Here is a 19,278-nt window from a genome sequence, read left to right as displayed (position 1 = left end):
GATCGCGAATGGCGTCAGATCATCGCCTTCAAGGCGCGCTTGACCATTTGTGATGTCCGCTCGATGTCCTCGACATACCGGGAGACAATCTGTTCGACCGCGCGGGCCTCGGCATGTGTCGAGCGCACGAACCGCAGTCGGCTGCCGGCGCGCGCCTGCCCGAGCCGCCACAGATCGGCTTCGATCACGCCGGCGATCTTCGGATAACCGCCCGCCGTATTGGCGTCGCTCATCTGGATGATGGGCTCCCCACCCGGCGGTACCTGGACCACGCCGGGCACCACGCCATGCGAGCGCATTTCGACCGTCTTCACCGGCTTGATCGGTGCACCGGAAAGACGGTAGCCCGTGCGGTCGCTACGCGACGAAATCCTCCAGATCTGGCTCCAGAAAGCCTCGCCGTCATCGGCGAAGAGCTCATGTTCTCCGGCGGGAATGGCGCGGATGAGCAGCGTGCCGTCATTGGCTACGGGGAACGCGTCGCGCAACGCGGTCGCCGGCGCCACGGCGGCGATACCGCCTGCCGGAAGCGGAAGAGGTTGGGGAAGGGCACAGACCTCGATCCGGTCTCCCTTCATCAGCGGCCGGCCGGCATTGCCACCGAACCCACCGCGCAGCGCCGTGCTTCGCGAGCCCATGAGAACGGGAACGTCGATCCCGCCGCCGAGCACGATATAGGCGCGTGCAAGCTTCGGCGGCTGTTTCAGCTCGAGGATCTGTCCAGCCTCGGCCCGATACGCACACCACGACAGCAATGCCCGACCATCGAGCAGTGGCTGACCATCGGCGCCCGTGACGGCAAACACGGTGGGAACCTCGAAACACAGCTTGAAGGGAAACATCTGTATCTCGATGGCAGCCGCATCCTGCGGATTGCCGACGAGGATGTTGCCGATCCTGACCGCGAGCGGATCCATGGCGCCGCCGGCGGAGACACCGATATCGCGATAGCCGGGGCGGCCGAGATCCTGCACCGTATTGAAGGGACCGGTTTCGACGATTTCGATCATAGCTCGATCCTGTCCGGCACGAAGCGCACCGTGTCGCCCGGTGCCATGAGGGCCGGCGTGGAAGACGTCGGGTCGAACATCTGCAGATCGGCATAGCCGATGGAATTCCACCCGTTCGGGCCGGTCAGCATCGCGACGCCCGTCTGCATTCCGCCGATCGTCACGCAGCCTTTTTCCATCTTGAGCGACGGAACCGTCTTGCGGGGCATGTAGATACGGGCATCGAGGCCATGCAGGTAACCGAAACCGGGAGCGCTTCCGAGCGCAAAGACCCGATAGGTCGCATCGTGATGGAGGCGCACCACCTCCCGATCGCTCAGACCGGAAAAATCACAGACCGCCGCAAGATCAGTCGCATAGGCACCACCGTAATGGACGGAGATCTCTATCGTCTTTCCGGAGAGATCGAGGCTGGGGACGTTGTCCCAGGCCTCCAGAAGCCGGCCGACGATGAACTGCGGATCCTCCGGCGTTGCCGTAAAGATCGCCAGCAGGTTTGTCATGCCTGGTATCACTTCCGCGACATCCGCCCAATCCCTGACCACATGGGATAGTGCCCAGATGAAACGCTGTGCCGGCAGATCGAATTCACCCGCCGCTTCGAGCAGGAAGGAGCGCCCTCCAATGAAGGAAACGCGCGCCCTGCCTTTCGTCGCCGTGACGATCTGGTGCGAAGACACAAGGGGCTTTGACGTGGCGATCATGGCTGGGGCTCGATTTCAAAGAGGGGATCGCCAAATCCGACCAGTGCGCCGGGCTCCGCCAGCCGCCGCGCCAACAAGCCGGATCGGCCAGCCGGAACGGGAAGCAGCACCGATCCGATGCGGATAAAGCCGACGACATCCTTGTCGGAAACCCTGCGCGGCAGTGTCTCGGTTTCCTCGGAAACCGAAGGATGGATGGCGCAGAAGCATCCCGCAATCGGCGCCTTGACGGTCACCGCTTTGGCCTGGTTCGCCCCGATGCCGCCTGTCAAACGGATGTGCGGCCCCTCGCCCTTCGAGACGACGAGGCGAAGTTGCCCAACCGGACCGGAAATCTCGAGGCCGTCGACGCCGGCCGCCGTCAGCGCTTCCGTCAGCGCGGCGATTGTTGCAGGATCGCTGAAATCGATCGTGCTCATGCGGCTCTCCGCTGCTTGAGCCACTTCTCCAGGTAGTGGATGTCCGTTTCGCCCCGAGCAAAGGCTTCGTCCTCGAAGAGCGCCCGCAGGAATGGCAGGTTGGTGGAAATCCCCTCCACCCTCGTACCGGCAAGCGCCTCGCGCATCCTTGCCATTGCCTCGGCCCGCGTCGGAGCGTGCACGATCAGCTTGGCGATGAGGGAATCGTAATAGGGAGAGACCCGATAGCCGGCGTGAATATGGGTGTCCACCCGCACGCCCGGCCCTTCGGGAAGCGCAAGCTCGGTGATGGTTCCTGCCGACGGCAGGAAGCTCTCCGGAGCTTCGGCATTGATGCGGCACTCGAACGAATGGCCGCTGCAGCGGATATCGTCCTGCCGCAACTCGAGTGGAATACCCTGGGCGGCGTTGATCTGCGCATGGACGATATCGATGCCGCTGGTCATTTCCGTGACCGGATGCTCGACCTGAAGGCGCGTGTTCATCTCGATGAAATAGAACTCGCCGTCTTCATAGAGGAACTCGAACGTCCCGACGCCGCGATAGCCGATCTGCCGGCAGGCCTCCACACAGGCCAGTCCGACCGGTCCGATCAGATCAGGCGAGATGCCGGGCGCCGGGGCCTCCTCGACCACCTTCTGGTGGCGCCGCTGCATCGAGCAATCCCGGTGCCCCAGCCAGATGGCATTGCCGTGGACGTCGCACAGGACCTGGATTTCGATATGCCGGGGATGCTGGAGGAATTTCTCCATGTAGAGCGCGGGAGAACCGAAGGCCTGACGCGCTTCCTCGCGGGTCAGCGCGATTGCCTCATGCAGTGCGCCGGCCTCGGACACGACACGCATGCCGCGGCCGCCGCCGCCGCCGGCAGCCTTGATGATGACGGGATAACCGATCTCTTGCGCAGTCCGTTCGACGGTCGCCGGCTCGTCGGGCAGCGCCGTCTGGGGACCGGGCACGCAGGGAACGCCCGCAGCGATCATCGCCCGCTTTGCCGATATCTTGTCGCCCATCGTCGAGATCGACGAAGCATCCGGCCCGATGAACACAAGACCGGCCTTTTCGACGGCCTCCGAGAAGGCCGCGCTTTCCGACAGGAAACCATAGCCGGGATGAATTGCGCCGGCACCGGTCAGCTCTGCCGCGAGGATGATGGCATCTTTGTTCAGATAACTTTTCGCGGCATTCGCCGGGCCGATACACAGAACGCTGTCGGCCGTCTTGCCAAATGGCGCCTGCCGGTCGGCCTCCGAGCAGATCGTCACGGCTTTCAGACCAAGCTCGCGGCAGGCGCGCTGAATGCGAAGGGCGATCTCTCCCCGGTTGGCAATCAGGACGGTATCGAAGCGGCGATTGGCCGAGGCGGCGTTTTTGGGAGGTTCGCCCATTACGCGATCTCCGCGAGCACGTCGCCGACTTCAACTTCCACACCATCGATCTCGGTCAGCCGCGCAACGCGACCCGCAAGCGGCGCCGCGACCGTATTGAAAACCTTCATGGCCTCGATGATGAAAAGCGTCTGCCCCTCTTCCACGAGATCGCCGATCCTGACGAACGGCTCCTGTCCGGGAGCGGATGCCCGATGCAATATGCCAAAGACCGGTGCCTTCAGCTGAAAAGCCTGTTTTGCCGAGGCCGCAGGCGACGAGCCGGAAACAGGCTTCGCTGCCGCACTTCCGGTTTCGTCCGGATCCGAAACCGGAACGACGATTGCCGCATGGCCCGCGTTACGGAAGATCCGGACCGTGACGTCCTTTTCCGTGACCGACAACTCGGTCACATTCGATCGTCCGACAAAATCGATCAGCGTCTTTATTTTCGACAGGTCCATCAGTGTGCTCGGCATTTCGGAATGCCGATCGCAATCCACGGAAACCGGATCGGGATCAGCTGGCCATTGCGTAACATGCCGATCGCGAGATGGGGTCAGAAGAAGTTTCAATGACCGTCAACCGGAGGCCTCGCACGCGTCAACGAAACCAGCCGGGTGCGTGCCGAGAGAAGGCGACGTCATTGCCGGGCAATTTGCCCGGCGAGCCTGAAAGGACTTGCAACAGCGGCGCCCGCCGCATCGAAGACCAATACGCCAACGTCTCCGCTCGTTCGCGCACGCGCCTCCGCCTTGACCAACTCGCCACCAAACCGGGCAAGCGCGGCATAACGATCGTGTGATCACTACGCGGAACTCGTCGTGCCGATCCTCGTCACGGGGCAGGCTCTGATCGACGAAGGTGTCCGTCAGGGTGAGTTTCGGGACGGACCTGCCGCGGTTGCACGCGTCATACTTGCGCCTGCGTTGGCCTTGATTGTCGAAACGCTGATCCACGACGGTCGTCTCGATCTTGAAACGCCGAGATATATCGAGGCCCATCTTGATCTTGTCTTGCACGGTCTCGCGGCCGCCAGGACCTGATCAGGCGGAAAGGGTGCGTGGTCGATCCCGAAATCGACTCTCTATCGGAAGACGTCTCTTCTCGAAGTCAGAGAACAGCGGATGCGTTACGTGGCCGCCAGTGGAAACTATGCGACGGTCGAAAACTTCCCGTTGTCGCCCCCCTGCCCTCCTGGAAGCCCCCCTTCGCCGATGAAGCCGAGGTATACGCGATGCAACTTTTCCACTCCTTTGGCGAGTTGATCGACGGTCATGGACGCATAGCCAAAGATATAGCCGGCTCGTTCATCGCTCGGCGACGAGAACAGGCGAGCGATGGGATAGATTCCAACGTCGCGGCTTCGAGCGAAATCCGCGAAACGCGCCTCTTGTTGGCAGGAGATGGTGTTGAACCAGACGACCACGTGAAGTCCCGCAGTCGTGCCGACGATCTCGATCTCATCCCCAAAAGCGCTGGTCATCGACGCCAGGAATACGGTGCGTCGCTCGGCGTTAAGCCTCCGCATTTTGCGGACATGCCGCTCGTAAGCCCCGGTCTCGATCAGCGCGGCGAGAGCCTCCTGCTCGAACGTGGATGTGTGCCGATCGGCAATCCGCTTGCATTCGATGAAGGCTTCGACGAGTGGATGCGGAAGTATGATGTATCCGAGCCGGAGCGTCGGCGACAGGGTTTTTGAGACCGTTCCGACATAGATGACGCGCCCTTGCCCAGAGAGATAGAGGGGCGGGATGGGGCTGACATCGTACCGATACTCGCTGTCGTAGTCATCCTCGATGACATAAGCGTTCGCCGCCATGGACCACTCCATCAAGGCTTGGCGATGCGCAGCAGGCAAAACTCCTCCCAGGGGAAACTGGTGGCTGGGCGTCACATAGGCGACCGCGATGTCGCTGACCTCGGGAAGCCTGTTGGTGTCTATGCCATGAGCGCCACAAGGCACGGCAACGATATTTGCTCCGACGACGAGCATGACGTTCTTGGCCATGGCATAGCACGGGTCTTCGACCACGACCCCGTCTCCGGGATTGACGAGGACCCGAGCACAGAGGTCCAGCGCCTGCTGCGATCCGTTCACAACGATGATCTGGCCGAGATCGCAGCTGATGCCCCTTGAGCGCCAGACATAGCCCTGCAACGCCTCCCGCAAGGATCGGCTTCCAGCGGGATCATCGTATCCCAATCTGTCGCGATGCCTGAGGAAAGCGGTATTCAGCGCTTTTCGCCACGGGGCCTTTGGAAAATCCTCTGCCGCGATATCGCCGTAGCGGAAATCGAATTTGAGCGGCGGCCTCCCGGCGGTGCTGTTCGGCGGCAGAGCCATCGCTCGAGTTGCATAGGCGGAAAGCCGGCGGGCGGGGATAGCCGAACGGTCGGGCGGAGCCACTTGGCTCACCCGCCCTGCCGAAGCGACACACGCTTTCCGTCCCTGCTGCACCCGGACATACCCCTCCGAAACAAGCTGGTCGAATGCGGCGGTCACCGTCGTCCTCGAAACACCCAGTTCTTCCGCAAGCGAGCGGCTTGAAGGCAGAGCGTCACCGACGCCATAGACGCCAGCCTCGATCTGCTTGAGCAGGGAATGATAGATACGGCGCGTCGCTCCGGTCCTGCGAGACCCTTCTGCGTACTGGACCAATGAAAATCTCCAAAACTGGCAGTTTAGTTTGTGCCAATGAACTGCAATAGGTCATTTGCAGTCAAGACAATCGTCACCGGTAGCAATTGCATCTTTCGATGCTGGATAGGTTTAAAGGGTGTCCAGGAATGAATTCCGACCTGCATCAGTTGCTCCTAGTCTATGCAGCATATGTCATCGCCGCTGGTAGCCCCGGCCCGAGCAACATGCGCATTATGGGCGTGGCGATGGCTCGCGGCAGAGGTGCTGCGCTCATGCTCGCCTCCGGCGTTGTCAGCGGCTCGATCTTCTGGGGTCTGATGGCCTCGACGGGCATCTCCGCCTTGTTGGCCAGGTATGCCCAGGCTCTGATCGTTCTCCAGATTTTCGGGGGCTTGTATCTGCTGTTCCTCGCCATCAAGGCCGGACGTTCGGCGCTGACGTCGAACGAGAAGCTGGCGGCACGCATGTCGGCGGATGACGTTGCTCTTTCTCGGGCTGCTCTCTACCGGCGGGGCCTCCTGATGCATTTGGCGAACCCGAAATCCGTGCTGGCATGGATCGCGCTGGTTACGCTGGGCATCGGCCCGAGTTCTTCGTGGGAAAGCATCGCCGCTATATTGGGTGGCTGCGCCGTCTTGAGCGTCGTGATCTTCTGTGGCTACGCCGTTGTCTTCTCCACGGCGCCGATGGTGGCTCTGTACCGCCGCTGCCGCCGTTGGATCGAAAGCCTGCTGTCGCTGTTCTTTGCGTTCGCGGGGCTACGCATGCTGCTCTCCCGTATTTAGTTTGGAAAGGTTGGATAATGAATATGTTCAATGGCCTGTCTGCGTTCCCCCTGACCCCGACCGATGCTGAGGGGCGCATTGACGCCGAGGCGATGGCCCGCTTTCTCGAGCGTATCCATCACGCGAGAGCAGATTCCATCGGGTTGCTCGGCAGCACGGGCGGCTATGCATACCTCACGAAGGAAGAGCGCAAGCGCGCCGTCGCGGTGGCTGTTGAATGTATTGGCGGCAAGACTCCTCTTGTGGTGGGTGTAGGAGCATTGCGCACTGACGACGCTCAGGCTTTGGCGCGCGACGCCAAAGCCGCTGGCGCCGACGGTCTGCTCCTGGCGCCCATGTCATACGTTCCCCTTAACGAGGACGAAGTCTATCAGCACTTCGTCGCCGTGGCCGAGGCGGGGGATTTGCCTTTATGCATCTACAACAATCCAAGCACCACGCGCTTCACATTCAGCGATGCATTGATCGCCCGGCTGTCGGCGGTGTCCAACGTGGTCGCCGTGAAAATGCCCCTGGCGGCCGGTGGCGATTACGCCGGGGAACTCGCACGCCTGCGACAGGTCACTCCTGACAGGTTCGCGATCGGATATAGCGGCGATTGGGGGGCATCCGATGCCTTGCTTGCGGGATGTGACACCTGGTACAGCGTTGCGGCAGGCCTGCTGCCGGGCCCGGCGCTTGCGCTGACGCGTGCTGCGCGCGCCGGCGATGTTGTCGAGACCGCGCGGTTGAATAGAGCTTTCGAACCGCTCTGGACCTTGTTCAAACGCTACGGCAGCTTCCGCGTTATGTTCGTCATTGCGGACCTTCTGGGTCTGGCGCATGTCCAGCCGCCGCGTCCGATTTTGCCGTTGCCGAAGGACGCCGGAGATGACGTCAGGCTGGCATTGGAGATGATCGATAGCGCGGGCCGGCAGAGGCTTTAGCGCGCCGGGCGCGGTTGGGACATCTTCCATTTACCTATCTGCCTCTACTCAGCCGACGTTCCGAGCCAGGGGAAGGCACGGTCATGGCTCTCGACCTTGCAACTGAAAAGGTACGGCGAGCAGAAGGAACGATGAGCAAGGTGAATGCCGGCCCGGCCGGCGGGCGGCTTGAAGGGAACGGCGCTTAGTTCGGAGACACTCAGGAGGAGCCGTCGAATATCTTTCGGCAGATGGCCAGCATATGCCGGTTGTAGTCTTGGTTGCGCATGGCGTTTTCAAAAATCCGACGCATGATCGGGTGCTCCCGATACTTGAGCAATGTATTCTCCCAATCGACAATCAGGTCTTCCCGATCCTTCTGCGACATGCCGAGATCGATGGCCTGGTTATGGGCGATAAAGACCATGCGCGAAACCTGCCCAAACAGTCGCTTCATGAAAATAAAGGCTGCCAGATCCTCGTCCTTCCAGGAAGGGTCGATCTCGGGCGCATAAGCCTGCCTGATAACTGCTGGGGGAGCATTGATGAGCGTTTCCATAGCGCGGTCGAACTGACCTTCTGCCTGCAGGATGAAGTTGACGGCGGCAGTGTCGGATTGCTTTTTTGCCTGCCGGCGAACCAGCCGAAACTGCCGAATGGCAAGAAGTATAGCGATGGGCGTTGAGATGCTCGCGAGCGCCTGCGCCACCATCAACACGGTCTGAAGCGAAAATTGCATGTGATCCTCCAGGAACGGCTTGCGCTTACCACGAAGCTTATGGAGGGACAACGATGGCGGCTCGTCCGACCACCTCGGAGGCGGACGTAGACATTGGCGCGAACCAACGTTCAGCCTGCCTTAAACTCCTGAAGGAATAGAACTGGCGACCGCTGCCAAAGAGCCGTCTAAATCGTAGAACCCATTGAATAAGCCGCTCAGTTTGAGGCTGCCGGCTAATGGCTTTCTTCGAGATTTCCATGAGCAATGCGACGTCCGACAAAACCTAGCCGTACTGCCGGCTGGGCCGGCGATGACGCCGGGCTAGGCCTCCAAAACGTTTTGGTTGACTCCCAAAACGTTTTGGAGGATGTTTATTTCAATTCGGGAGGAAGATCTTGGCAAATCTGAAACAGCTGGCACATTCGCTCGGACTGTCGATTACCACTGTGTCCCGAGCACTTGATGGCTATTCCGACGTGTCCGCGGCCACCCGCGAGCGGGTTCGCGAGGCGGCAGAGGCCGCAGGTTATCGGCCGAATGCCTCCGCTCGTCGGTTGCGCAAGCAGCGCGCTGAGCTGGTCGCCGTGACGCTGCCGAGTGACCCTGGCCACGTCGGCCCCCCTCATTTCCTCGACATGTTGTCAGGCTGCGCCGAGCATCTTGCCGCGGCCGGTCTCAATCTCGTCATCGCGCCTGTGCCACGGGGTGTCAGCGAACTTGAAATATGCCAGCGCTTCGTCGATGGGCGCCGCGTCGACGCCATGTTGCTGGTCCGCACCAAACGCAAGGACGAGCGCGTCGAATACCTCCAGTCGCGGGGCATTCCCTTCGTCACCAACGGCCGCACCGAAAGCTCGATCCCTCATCCGTTCATCGACGGCGATGGTTTTGCCGGGTTCCGCGCCGCAACGCTGCGCTTCCATGCAGCCGGGCATCGGCGCATCGGCCATATCGCTGGGCCGCAGGAATATTACTTCGCGCATGTCCGTCGCCGCGGCTGGCAGGCCGCGATGGAGGAATGTGGGCTTGCGACCGATCTCTGCGCCGAAGGAGCGCCGCTCGAACAGGGCGGTTATCTCGCAGCGCTGGAACTTCTGCGCCAGCCGTCGCGTCCGACGGCCCTTGTCTGCGCCACCGACGAAATGGCGATCGGCGCGTTGCGGGCACTGCGCGAGGTCGACGGCGGCAACCAGATCAGCATCGTCGGTCATGACGACCTGTCGATGGGCGCCTTCACCAGCCCGCCGCTCTCGACCATGCGCATGACCGGCGAGAACCTCGGCGCGACCTTCGCCTCGTTGCTCCTGCGCGCCATCGCCGGAGAGCCCGCCGAAGACCTTCAGGAGCTTCACGCGATCGAATTCGTCGACCGCGACAGCCACCGCCGCCCGCCCGTGGCCGCATAGACAGCAGTGCATTCACGACAAAGAACAATGAAGGAGGAGAAGATGAAACATATCGTGTCACTTACAATTCTGGCCTCGACGGTGCTGGCGTTTGCCTCGCCGGTGCTTGCCCAGACGGTTTTCGTATCCACCCAGCTTCGCCCGATCGAGGAGGCGACCGTGGTCCGGCAGGACCTTTTGAAGGATGCCGGCAAGGTCGACTACGTGGTCGAGGAGCCGCCGCAGTTTGCGGTGCGCATGCAGGCCGAAGCGCAGGCCGGCAAGCACACCGTCAGCCTTGTCGGCGCGCTGCATGGCGAGCTTTCGCCTCTCGCCGACAAGGGCCAGCTCGAACCGCTCGACGAGCTTGCCAAGAAGCTTGCCGCCGGCGGCATGCCGCAATCGGTCCTTGATCTCGGCAAGCTCGGCAAGCCCACGCAGCAGTATATTCCGTGGATGCAGGCGACCTATGTGATGGCCGCCAAGAAAGAAGCCCTGCAATACCTGCCAAAGGGCGCGGATATCAACGCGCTGACCTACGACCAGCTGATCGAGTGGGGCAAGAACATGCAAGCTGCCACCGGCCAGCCGCAGATCGGTTTCCCGGCTGGTCCGAAGGGCCTGATGGCGCGTTATTTCCAGGGCTATTTCTATCCGTCCTTCACCGGCGGCGTGGTGCGCACCTTCAAGAATGCGGATGCCGCAGCCGGCTGGGAGAAGCTGAAGGCACTCTGGGCCTATGTCACACCGAACTCCACCAATTACGACTTCATGCAGGAGCCGCTGGCCTCGGGCGAAGTCATGGTCGCCTGGGACCATGTCGCCCGCCTGAAGAACGCCATCTCGGCGGCGCCGGACGACTATGTCGTCTTCCCGGCACCGGCCGGCCCGAAGGGGCGTGGCTACATGCCGGTTCTGGCCGGGCTTGCGATCCCGAAGGGCGCACCCGACACGGCAGGGGCCACGAAGGTCATCGAAACGCTGACGACAGAGAAGACCCAGCTGCTGACGGCTTCGAAGGTCGGCTTCTTCCCGACCCTCAACGTCCAACTGCCGCCAGACCTCGACAAGGGCGTGGCGCTTCTCGCCGGTGCGGTCACCAAGACGCAGGGCTCCAAGGATGCCGTGATCTCGCTTCTCCCGGTCGGTCTCGGCGACAAGGGCGGCGAATTCAACAAGGTCTACATGGACGCCTTCCAGCGCATCGTGCTGCAGAACGAGCCCGTCGCCGACGTGCTCGCCAAGCAGGGTGCCACCATGGCCAAACTGATGACCGACGCCAAGGCGCCTTGCTGGGCCCCGGACGCCAAGAGCGACGGCGCCTGCCCGGTTCAATAAGGCACCATCCGACAAGCCTCCCAAGGCTGATGGCATCCGGGCGCGAATGCCCGGATGCCAAATCCAAAGGAGCGGGAGCAGCGGACCGCACGGTGCCTGCATTCCGTCGCGATACGGGTGGCGGAGAGAGGAACAAGCCGATGTATGATCAATTCTCAAAGCCCCCTTGCGAGGGCCGTCGATGACCCAAAACCGACCCTGGATTCCCTATCTGCTGATCCTGCCGTCAGTCGCCTTTCTGGCGCTGCTCTTTGTCGTGCCCCTGGTGCAGACGATCTGGCTGGCTCTCTCGGACAATGGCGCACCGTCGCTGGCGAATGCCGAGCGCATGGTGACCGACATCAATTTCACCCGCTCGGTCAGGAACACCTTTCTTCTGACGATCGTCGTCGTGCCGGTGCAGATCGCCATCGCGCTCGCCATGGGCACCATGGTCGCCAAGGTCGGCCGCGGCCGCGAGACCATTCTCTGGATCTGGACCATCCCGCTTGGCATTTCCGATCTCGCTGCCGGCCTTGTCTGGCTGTCGATCCTGCAGAATACCGGCTATTTCAACTCGCTCCTCTTCAGCCTCGGCGTCATCGGCCGGCAGGCAAGCTGGCTGTCCTACCAGACGCCAGTCGCGCTTTTCATCGCCATCGCGGTTGCCGAAATCTGGCGCGGTACCGCTATTGTCATGGTCATCATCGTCGCCGGTCTCAACCAGGTGCCGAAGGAATTCAAGGAAGCTGCCGAGATCTTCGGCGCTGGCCCATGGACGCGTTTCTGGCGCATCACCCTGCCGTTGATCCGGCCCGCCCTGCAATCGGCGCTGATCCTGCGTACCGTGCTCGCCTTCGAGGTGTTCGCGGTTGTCTACGCGCTCGGCGGGCGCAATTTCCCGGTCCTCGTCGGCGAGGCCTATAACTGGCAGAACCAGAACCAGAATTACAGCGTCGCGGCGGTCTACGCGGTGCTGATCATGATCATCTCGCTTGCCGCGACGCTGATCTATCTGAAGGCCCTGAAAGTCGATCCGGAGCGCCTGCCATGAGTACGGAAACCATGAGCGGGACGGAAACGGCTTCCCGTCCCGCAAGCTTCGCCTCCTCCCGCCGCTGGCTCCTCTGGAGCGGCATCGCGGTGCTCTGCGCCTGGGTTCTGGTGCCGATCTATCTGGTGGCGCTGGGGGCGCTCGGCGGTCGCCAGGGTGTCTATATCTGGCCGAAGACGGGCTTGCCGACCGGGATTTCGCTCGAACCCTTCATTCTGTTCCTGAAGACCGAAGGCGTCGTCCAGTCTTTTCTCAACTCGCTGGGGGCAGCCGGCATCACGGTGGCGCTTTCCATCCTGCTGGGTGCGCCGGCCGGCTATGCACTGGCCCGCTACGATTTCAGGGGCAAGGACAGCTACCGGCTCCTGGTGCTGCTGACCCGCGCCTTCCCCTTGGCGATCCTGGCGCTGCCGCTCACCGTCTCCTTCATCCGGCTCGGGCTCTATGACACGATCATCGGCGTCGGTCTGATCCACACGGTGCTGGCGCTGCCCTTTGCAGCGCTCGTGACCCAGGGCATATTCCTCGGCGTTCCGAAAGAACTCGAAGAGGCCGCCTGGGTGTTTGGCTGCACCCGCGTCCAGGCCTTTTTCAAGGTGGTCGCGCCGCTGGCTTTGCCCGGCATCGTCGCCACGGCCGTGTTCGCCTTCGTCATCTCCTGGAACGAGGTGTTCGCCGCCTCGGTACTGACGGTGCGCAACCGCACGCTCACGGCCTATCTGCTGACGGTGCTGTCGGAAAGCCCGATGCATTACCGCTTTGCCGGCGGGCTTATGCTCATTCTCCCTTCCGTTGTCTTCATCTTCGCGGTCAGGCGTTACCTCTTCGCGATCTGGGGCATTTCCTCCAAATAACGGGACCATCGACATGGCCAATATTGTCATTGACCGCATCCGCAAGAGTTTCGGCGCTTTTCAGGCGCTGAAGGAGGTCTCGCTGACGATCAACGATGGCGAGTTCGTCTCGCTGCTCGGGCCATCGGGCTGCGGCAAGACCACGCTCCTGCGCATCATTGCCGGTCTTGAAACCTCGACCTCGGGCGATGTCCGCATCGGCGACAGGTCGATCATCGGGCTGGCGCCCAAGGATCGCGGGCTGGCTATGGTCTTCCAGAACTATGCGGTCTTCCCGCATATGACGGTCTACGAAAACGTCGCCTTCGGCCTGCGCATGCAGAAGGCGGACGATGCGCGGGTGAAGGCGCAGGTGGAGAAGGCGGCCGGCCTGCTGCATATCGAGCCGTATCTCGACCGTTATCCGAACAAGCTTTCGGGCGGCCAGCGCCAGCGCGTGGCGGTCGCCCGCGCGTTGGCCGTCGAGCCGAAGGTGCTGCTGATGGACGAGCCACTCTCCAATCTCGACGCATTGCTGCGGCTCGAAATGCGCACCGAACTGAAAACCGTGCTGCAATCGGCGGGTACGACGACCATCTATGTCACCCACGACCAGACCGAGGCGATGGGCCTGTCGGATCGTATCGCGGTCATGCACAACGGCGTCGTCGAGCAGGTCGGTCATCCAGTCGAGATCTACAATCATCCGGCCACACGGTTCGTCGGCGGTTTCATCGGCAATCCTCCGATGAACTTCATCAAGGTGCCGGTCTCGAACGGCCGGGTGGCAGCGGGTGCTGAACAGCTCGCGGTGCCGGAAGATGTCGGCAATGAAATCGTGCTTGGCCTGCGTGGCGAAGCGGTCGAACTGGCGCCGCTGCCGCAGGGGATCGAGATGAAAGTACGCGTCGCCGAGCCGATGGGGTCGCATCTGCTCCTGACCGGCTCGATCCACGACCAGCCGGTGCGGGTTATCCTGCCGGCGTCCGAAACCGTCAAGAGCGGCGACACGATCGGCCTGAAGCTCGACCGCAAGCGCATTACCTGGCTTTCGCCCGAAAGCGGCAAGTCCCTTCCAGCCGTTTCGGCCTGAGCATACCGGAGTACCCGACATGAACGTGCATATCACCGAGGCGAAGCGCATCCTCGTCGCCAACGACCGCGGCGGCTATACGGTGCCGACCGACCGGCTCTACCCGTTCCAGTGGAACTGGGACTCCGCCTTCGTCGCCATGGGTTTCGCGCTTTACGATACCGACCGTGCCTATCGCGAACTGGAGCGGCTGATCGAGGGCCAGTGGGCGAACGGCATGGTGCCGCATATCGTCTTCCATCAGCCGAGCGATACCTATTTCCCGGGTCCGAACGTCTGGCGCACCCGTCACACGATCCCGACCTCCGGCATCACCCAGCCGCCGGTCTTTGCGATCGCGCTGCGCAAGGTCTTCGAGGCGGCCGGCAGCGGCGCGGAGGCGCGTACCCTGCCGCTCTACGAGGCCGCGCTGAAATGGCATCGCTGGTGGTATTCCGCCCGCGATCCGGAAGGCACCGGCCTGGTCGCTTTGCTGCACCCCTGGGAAAGCGGCAGCGACAACTCGCCGGCCTGGGACATCGCGCTCGCCCGCGTGCCGACCACCACCGACACGCCGGTCGTGCGCAAGGACACCGGCCATGTGAACGCCTTGATGCGCCCGCGCGACGAGGACTATAACCGCTTCATACACCTGGTCGACACCTATGCCGCCTGCGGCTGGGATCCCGCAAGGCAATGGGAAAAGGCACCGTTCAAGGTCGCCGAGATCCAGACCACCGCTATCCTGCTGAAGGCCGGCGAGGACCTCGAACATCTCGCTCGCGAATTCGGTCGGACGGAGGACGCCGCCGAGATCGCCGCGTTCAACGAGCTCACCCGCAAGGCAATACTCGCGCAGTGGCGCCCGGCCCTGTCACGCTTCGTGTCCCGCGACCTGATCTCCGGCGAGGATGTCGAAGCCGCGACACAGGCGGGCTTCATCCCCCTCCTGTCGCTCGACCTGGAGAAGAATATCGCCGACGCGCTGGTCAACGAGATGAAAGCCTGGTCGAAGGGCCTCAAGGTCGCCTTTCCGACCACCAAGCCGGGTATCGCAGGCTGGGAACCGAAACGCTACTGGCGCGGCCCGGCCTGGGCGATCATCAACTGGCTGCTGATCGACGGCTTCAAGCGCAACGGTCATCCGGAAGCGGCGGAAGAGCTGCGCAGATCGACGGTCGAGGCGATCGAGGCGGAAGGTTTTGCCGAATATTTCGACCCGGTAACGGGCGAAGGCTGCGGCGGCCTCGGCTTTTCCTGGACCGCCGCCGCTTATATGTGGCTTGCGTGGAGATAAGGTTCACAGTCGGAAAGCGGCAGATTGCGACATAGTCGAACGACTCGAGTGCTTGTTGCCTGACATGCGCACCAGGCAAGATAAAAAATTCCAGTGCCCGTCTGATGCCAGGAGACGCCCGATGGAAAGGAATTGCTGCAAACGGAACAAACGGAAAAGGAGTCACGCAACATCGGAACTCAACACCGGCAGGCGGCAGGCTTTTTCCACAGAATATACCGATCCGTTTGGAGCAAAAGCATTTCCATTTTTTCAGCCTCTTGCGTCCGGATGCATAAAAATTTTTCTATAAATTTAGAGCAATATTAAGGGCCGCGCCGATCGTTGGGTCGACAGTGTTTCCGCGGCATAGCCATAATCCCCGATCGTGAGTGCCTTTTATCTCGAGTGAGACATGGCTCCCGCTCAGCAGTCGATTTCAGCCAGTAGCGGAGTTTTACATGTTCATTCGTGTACTCGATTGCATCAGCACCGATCATAACCCGACGCTTGTCGTCCTGGCGATTGTTGTCGCGCTCTTTTCGGGCTTTGCACTGTTCACCATCCTCGACCATGCCAGAGCGCGACATGGACGTACGAAGACTGTTTGGGCATTTGTGGCTGCCTTCGCGGCGGGTGGCGGAATTTGGTCGACGCACTTCATCGCCATGCTGGGTTTTCAACCTGCCGCGTTTGTGAGCTACGATGTCGGTCTCACAGCAATATCGGCTATTTTTGCAATTGCCTTTGCCGCAGCCGCAACGCCCCTGTTACTGTCGCCTGGTCTTGTCAACGCTCTCGCGGGCGGTCTTCTTCTCAGCGGCGCAATTGGCACCATGCACTTCATCGGCATGAGGGCTTTGCTATTTGCCGGCACTCTCGAGTGGCATTTGCCTCTCGTTGCGCTTTCGCTCTGCGCGGGCAGTTTACTGGTGATCGCTGCGACATTCGCTGGACGTCGACGTGCCTCGGTCGGGTCTCGCCTTGCTGCGGGAACCTTATTCGGTGCAGCTATCTGCACACTGCATTTCACCGCGATGAGTGCCGCCCTTCTTAAGACAGACCCGTCTCTTCGAGTTGCGGATGGGAACCTGTCGGAATTTCTCCTCGGGCTCTCCGTTGCCGTGGTCACAACATTGATCGTGGTCTTCAGTCTGGTGACAGTTATGTTTGATCGACGTGCTCACGACGCGACCGTCGATGCCCAACAGATGCGATCAATTCTTGAGGCCGCACAGATCGGCATCCTTGTTTGTCAGGATGATGAGGTCATCTCGGCAAACAAGGCATTCGAGCGGCTCGTGGGCTGTGAAGGGTCGAGTATCGAAGGTCGTGCCGTTGCCGACTTTTTTGAACTCCCGGCAGGCGCCGATCGTCACGCACCTCGCCTTTACGAGACCGAAGGACAACTAAAGACGGCAAATGGGGTGCGGGTGGATGTTGCGCTCAACACAACACCGATCCTGTCGGGAGACACGTTGCGACATCTCGTCGAAGTTCGCGATATTGGCGATCATAAACGCGCTCGCGATCGCTTGGACTACCTCGCCAACCATGACGAGTTGACGGGACTTCCGAATCGCAGGCTGTTAAATGCCGAGCTGCGAAAAGAGGCGCTGTCCAATCAGGAGTTTGGGCTACTGTGGGTCGACCTCGATCGTTTCAAGGAGATTAATGACACGCATGGGCATGCGATCGGAGATGCTCTTCTCCACGCGGTGGCGCAACGCTTCCGCTCGGTTCTGGACGAGCGGCATTTGCTTGCGCGTGTCGGTGGAGATGAGTTTGTCGTTCTGTTCAAGCACTCATCAAGACAACGCGATCCCGCCAGCGCGGCTGAAAGCCTGTTGAAGGCAATGGTCAATCCGATTGTCGTCGACGGCCAAATGCTGGAGGTCGGGATTTCTATCGGTCTGGCAAGATACCCCCATGACGCGAAGTCGACAGACGCTTTGATGCGCCGAGCCGATCTTGCTCTTTATGAGGCAAAAAAGACCGGCCGCAGCCGCTACGCCGCCGCGTCGTGAGCCTTGCGTTGTCGGTTAGGTGGCGATACCGCCATGGCTCCTTCGCGGTTGCGCATCCACGGCCACCACCATCGCCGGTCGGCTATCAGATCGTCTCCTCTGGCAGTGTGATCGGGGCTCTCCTGATTGACGAAATATAGTTCTTTAGGACCGTCTGAACGGTATCTTCTGCCGTCTGTCCGGGTATCGCCCACTGCGCGAAATGACCATCGATGTACATACGGGCAAGCCCGTACACGAGCGCCCTTGCGGCAATTTGTGTTTCCATGATGTCGTTTGACTGAAGCAAATTTCGCCGCCTGGCCTCCAGCATCGCTGCTTCGACAAGCAGACGCACGGCGTCGTTGTCCCGGCGTAGAGATTCAGAATTTTCCCAATCAATCAGGCTCCGCGTCGAGATGATCTGGAAGTGTGTCGGGTTTCGAATCGCCCATCGCAGATAGGCCACTCCCACCGCTGCAAACCGATCAACCGGATCGTCAGTGATAACAGCATCCACCGCGCTGACGATCTCCAGCCTAAAACGCGCCATCGCCTGCTCAGCAACAGCTGTCATCAAAGCGGTCTTGTTGCTGAAGTGCCGGAAAGGGGCACCTGGGGAAACGCCAGCCCGTTTTGCTACTTCTCGAACACTCACGTTGGCGGGGCCGTCCTCCTCGACAAGTTGAACAGCCGCATCGATCAGCGTCTGCCGGAGATTTCCGTGATGATAGCTTGGGCGATCTTTGCCCTGGTCTTCGCTCATAGGTGTTTCCGTTCGGTTGGATGGCATTCGGTATCACAACGACATGAGAAATGTAATCGCTGTTTACACTCCCCACAAATGAATGTAAGCAGTGATTACAGACGGGAATTGGAACCACCTTGCGATCCTCGCAACTCTCTACTTTCCCAGATGGAGGAAACATCATGCTCGCGAAAAACGCCCCTGCTTTATCGCCTACGCCATCTAGCAACCTCACGGTCTCCAACTCCAGCACAAGGTTCCGGCAAATTTCGGCGATGCCCGGCGTTTCAGACGGTATCCTTTACCGTGTCGCAGCTGTCTGTGGAGTAGGAAGTGCAATCATACTGCTGATCAATGCGGCCAAGCGTAGCGGATTGATCGCGACCACCAATCTCACCCAAATTCTCGCACCCCTTGCCGAAATTCTGGCGCTTGGACTGATCGTCGGTTTGTTTCTATCCGTCGGCCGCCGTACCGGCCTGTTTGGGTTGATTGCCTTCGTTCTCAATTTCGCGGCCCTTGCGAGCCTGGAAGGGGTGGAAGTCGTCATCAATCTGGTATTTTCCAAACTTCCAATGGCAACCATTGTTGAGCTTCAGGCGGGACCGCTCGGGCTAGTCCTCGTGGCGAGTTCATTGCTGTTTCTCTTCGGGACGTGCGCGTTTGTAATCTCGCTTGTGATCGCAAAGGACGTACCCCGGATTCCACTTGCGCTCTATTTCCTAAGTGCGATGCCGATTGCCCTTCGCGCTTTCGTACCGGAACTAGCGCTTGACCTCGGCCTGGCAGGCCTGGCAGCCGCGTTGATTTGTCTTTCGACGTGGCTATGGACGCGCGCAAGCACATTCGCCCAGCCGGCCTACGAAGTGTAGCCTCTGTGCGCTCACGCCGAAGCGATTGGCTTATGAGTGTGGCACGGCGCTGCGTTTATAGCCCTGGCGATCGGCGCGCTGTTCTTCTCCATCCTGCCGACCTTCCCCGCGAAAGCGTGCTCGTCGCCCTCCGGACACGCTTTCGCGACCGCCTTCCTCA

Annotated in this window: 19 protein-coding genes; 11 read left to right on the top strand and 8 right to left on the bottom strand. The window is 61.0% G+C overall.

The window, feature by feature from the left end; translation table 11 throughout:
• Window positions 1–14 precede the first annotated feature (14 nt).
• Genes MOV61_RS04775 through MOV61_RS04755 form a run of 5 tightly spaced genes read right to left on the bottom strand, consistent with a single transcriptional unit; the run spans window position 15 to window position 3,964 of the window.
• Window positions 15–1,010: a biotin-dependent carboxyltransferase family protein gene (locus tag MOV61_RS04775; protein ID WP_247135757.1), complete on the bottom strand. Its 996-nt coding sequence runs from the start codon at window positions 1,008–1,010 to the stop codon at window positions 15–17.
• Window positions 1,007–1,714, bottom strand: a complete 708-nt coding sequence (gene pxpB / locus MOV61_RS04770; protein WP_247135756.1) for a 5-oxoprolinase subunit PxpB — start codon at window positions 1,712–1,714, stop codon at window positions 1,007–1,009. Before pxpB ends, MOV61_RS04775 begins: the two co-directional genes overlap by 4 nt.
• On the bottom strand, window positions 1,711–2,133 hold the full coding sequence (locus MOV61_RS04765) for an acetyl-CoA carboxylase (RefSeq protein WP_247135755.1): 423 nt from the start codon (window positions 2,131–2,133) through the stop codon (window positions 1,711–1,713). The genes pxpB and MOV61_RS04765 overlap by 4 nt, the downstream gene beginning before the upstream one ends.
• The gene (gene accC, locus MOV61_RS04760) at window positions 2,130–3,521 is read right to left on the bottom strand and encodes an acetyl-CoA carboxylase biotin carboxylase subunit (RefSeq protein WP_247135754.1); all 1,392 of its coding nucleotides are present in this window, start codon (window positions 3,519–3,521) and stop codon (window positions 2,130–2,132) included. Before accC ends, MOV61_RS04765 begins: the two co-directional genes overlap by 4 nt.
• Window positions 3,521–3,964, bottom strand: coding sequence for an acetyl-CoA carboxylase biotin carboxyl carrier protein subunit (locus MOV61_RS04755; RefSeq protein ID WP_247135779.1), 444 nt, complete (start codon window positions 3,962–3,964; stop codon window positions 3,521–3,523). Before MOV61_RS04755 ends, accC begins: the two co-directional genes overlap by 1 nt.
• 360 nt (window positions 3,965–4,324) lie before the next feature.
• Here MOV61_RS04755 and MOV61_RS04750 point away from each other — a divergent pair, with 360 nt between their 5' ends.
• On the top strand, window positions 4,325–4,546 hold the full coding sequence (locus MOV61_RS04750; protein WP_247135753.1) for a hypothetical protein: 222 nt from the start codon (window positions 4,325–4,327) through the stop codon (window positions 4,544–4,546).
• Window positions 4,547–4,653: 107 nt separating this feature from the next.
• Here the strand turns inward: MOV61_RS04750 and MOV61_RS04745 are convergent, their stop codons facing one another.
• Window positions 4,654–6,162, bottom strand: a complete 1,509-nt coding sequence (locus MOV61_RS04745) for a PLP-dependent aminotransferase family protein (RefSeq protein WP_247135752.1) — start codon at window positions 6,160–6,162, stop codon at window positions 4,654–4,656.
• Window positions 6,163–6,290: 128 nt separating this feature from the next.
• Here MOV61_RS04745 and MOV61_RS04740 point away from each other — a divergent pair, with 128 nt between their 5' ends.
• Both MOV61_RS04740 and MOV61_RS04735 read left to right on the top strand, forming a co-directional pair.
• Window positions 6,291–6,929 (top strand): LysE family translocator, encoded by a 639-nt coding sequence (locus MOV61_RS04740; RefSeq protein WP_247135751.1) that lies wholly within the window; start codon window positions 6,291–6,293, stop codon window positions 6,927–6,929.
• A 17-nt stretch (window positions 6,930–6,946) separates the two neighbouring features.
• Entirely contained in the window at window positions 6,947–7,855 is a 909-nt protein-coding gene (locus tag MOV61_RS04735) for a dihydrodipicolinate synthase family protein (protein WP_247135750.1), read from the top strand.
• 199 nt (window positions 7,856–8,054) lie between these two features.
• On the opposite strand, the gene MOV61_RS04730 is transcribed toward MOV61_RS04735, so the two are convergent.
• Window positions 8,055–8,573, bottom strand: a complete 519-nt coding sequence (locus MOV61_RS04730; protein ID WP_247135749.1) for a hypothetical protein — start codon at window positions 8,571–8,573, stop codon at window positions 8,055–8,057.
• 377 nt (window positions 8,574–8,950) lie between these two features.
• On the opposite strand from MOV61_RS04730, the gene MOV61_RS04725 reads away from it, so the two are divergent.
• The 7 genes from MOV61_RS04725 to MOV61_RS04695 all read left to right on the top strand — a co-directional run bounded on the left by MOV61_RS04725 (window position 8,951) and on the right by MOV61_RS04695 (window position 17,519).
• Window positions 8,951–9,961 carry a LacI family DNA-binding transcriptional regulator gene (locus MOV61_RS04725; protein ID WP_247135748.1) on the top strand — a complete coding sequence of 337 codons (1,011 nt, stop codon included), beginning with the start codon at window positions 8,951–8,953 and terminating at the stop codon, window positions 9,959–9,961.
• 42 nt (window positions 9,962–10,003) lie between these two features.
• A complete protein-coding gene (locus tag MOV61_RS04720; RefSeq protein ID WP_247135747.1) occupies window positions 10,004–11,278 on the top strand; it encodes an ABC transporter substrate-binding protein in 1,275 nt (424 codons plus the stop codon).
• Between the two features lie 181 nt (window positions 11,279–11,459).
• Window positions 11,460–12,311: a carbohydrate ABC transporter permease gene (locus MOV61_RS04715; RefSeq protein ID WP_040124232.1), complete on the top strand. Its 852-nt coding sequence runs from the start codon at window positions 11,460–11,462 to the stop codon at window positions 12,309–12,311.
• On the top strand, window positions 12,308–13,165 hold the full coding sequence (locus MOV61_RS04710; RefSeq protein ID WP_247135746.1) for a carbohydrate ABC transporter permease: 858 nt from the start codon (window positions 12,308–12,310) through the stop codon (window positions 13,163–13,165). The genes MOV61_RS04715 and MOV61_RS04710 overlap by 4 nt, the downstream gene beginning before the upstream one ends.
• A 13-nt stretch (window positions 13,166–13,178) precedes the next feature.
• A complete protein-coding gene (locus MOV61_RS04705) occupies window positions 13,179–14,237 on the top strand; it encodes an ABC transporter ATP-binding protein (RefSeq protein ID WP_247135745.1) in 1,059 nt (352 codons plus the stop codon).
• Window positions 14,238–14,256: 19 nt separating this feature from the next.
• Complete coding sequence (locus MOV61_RS04700; RefSeq protein ID WP_247135744.1) at window positions 14,257–15,513, top strand: MGH1-like glycoside hydrolase domain-containing protein; 1,257 nt, start codon at window positions 14,257–14,259, stop codon at window positions 15,511–15,513.
• Window positions 15,514–15,953: 440 nt separating this feature from the next.
• The gene (locus tag MOV61_RS04695; RefSeq protein WP_247135743.1) at window positions 15,954–17,519 is read left to right on the top strand and encodes a diguanylate cyclase domain-containing protein; all 1,566 of its coding nucleotides are present in this window, start codon (window positions 15,954–15,956) and stop codon (window positions 17,517–17,519) included.
• Window positions 17,520–17,604: 85 nt separating this feature from the next.
• Here the strand turns inward: MOV61_RS04695 and MOV61_RS04690 are convergent, their stop codons facing one another.
• Entirely contained in the window at window positions 17,605–18,264 is a 660-nt protein-coding gene (locus tag MOV61_RS04690; RefSeq protein WP_247135742.1) for a TetR/AcrR family transcriptional regulator, read from the bottom strand.
• Window positions 18,265–18,428: 164 nt separating this feature from the next.
• Here MOV61_RS04690 and MOV61_RS04685 point away from each other — a divergent pair, with 164 nt between their 5' ends.
• On the top strand, window positions 18,429–19,118 hold the full coding sequence (locus tag MOV61_RS04685) for a hypothetical protein (RefSeq protein ID WP_247135741.1): 690 nt from the start codon (window positions 18,429–18,431) through the stop codon (window positions 19,116–19,118).
• Window positions 19,119–19,278: the final 160 nt, after the last annotated feature.

The organism is Neorhizobium sp. BETTINA12A (assembly GCF_023006485.1).
Classification (GTDB): Bacteria; Pseudomonadota; Alphaproteobacteria; order Rhizobiales; family Rhizobiaceae; genus Neorhizobium.
This window is presented reverse-complemented; position numbering and strand designations above follow the sequence as displayed.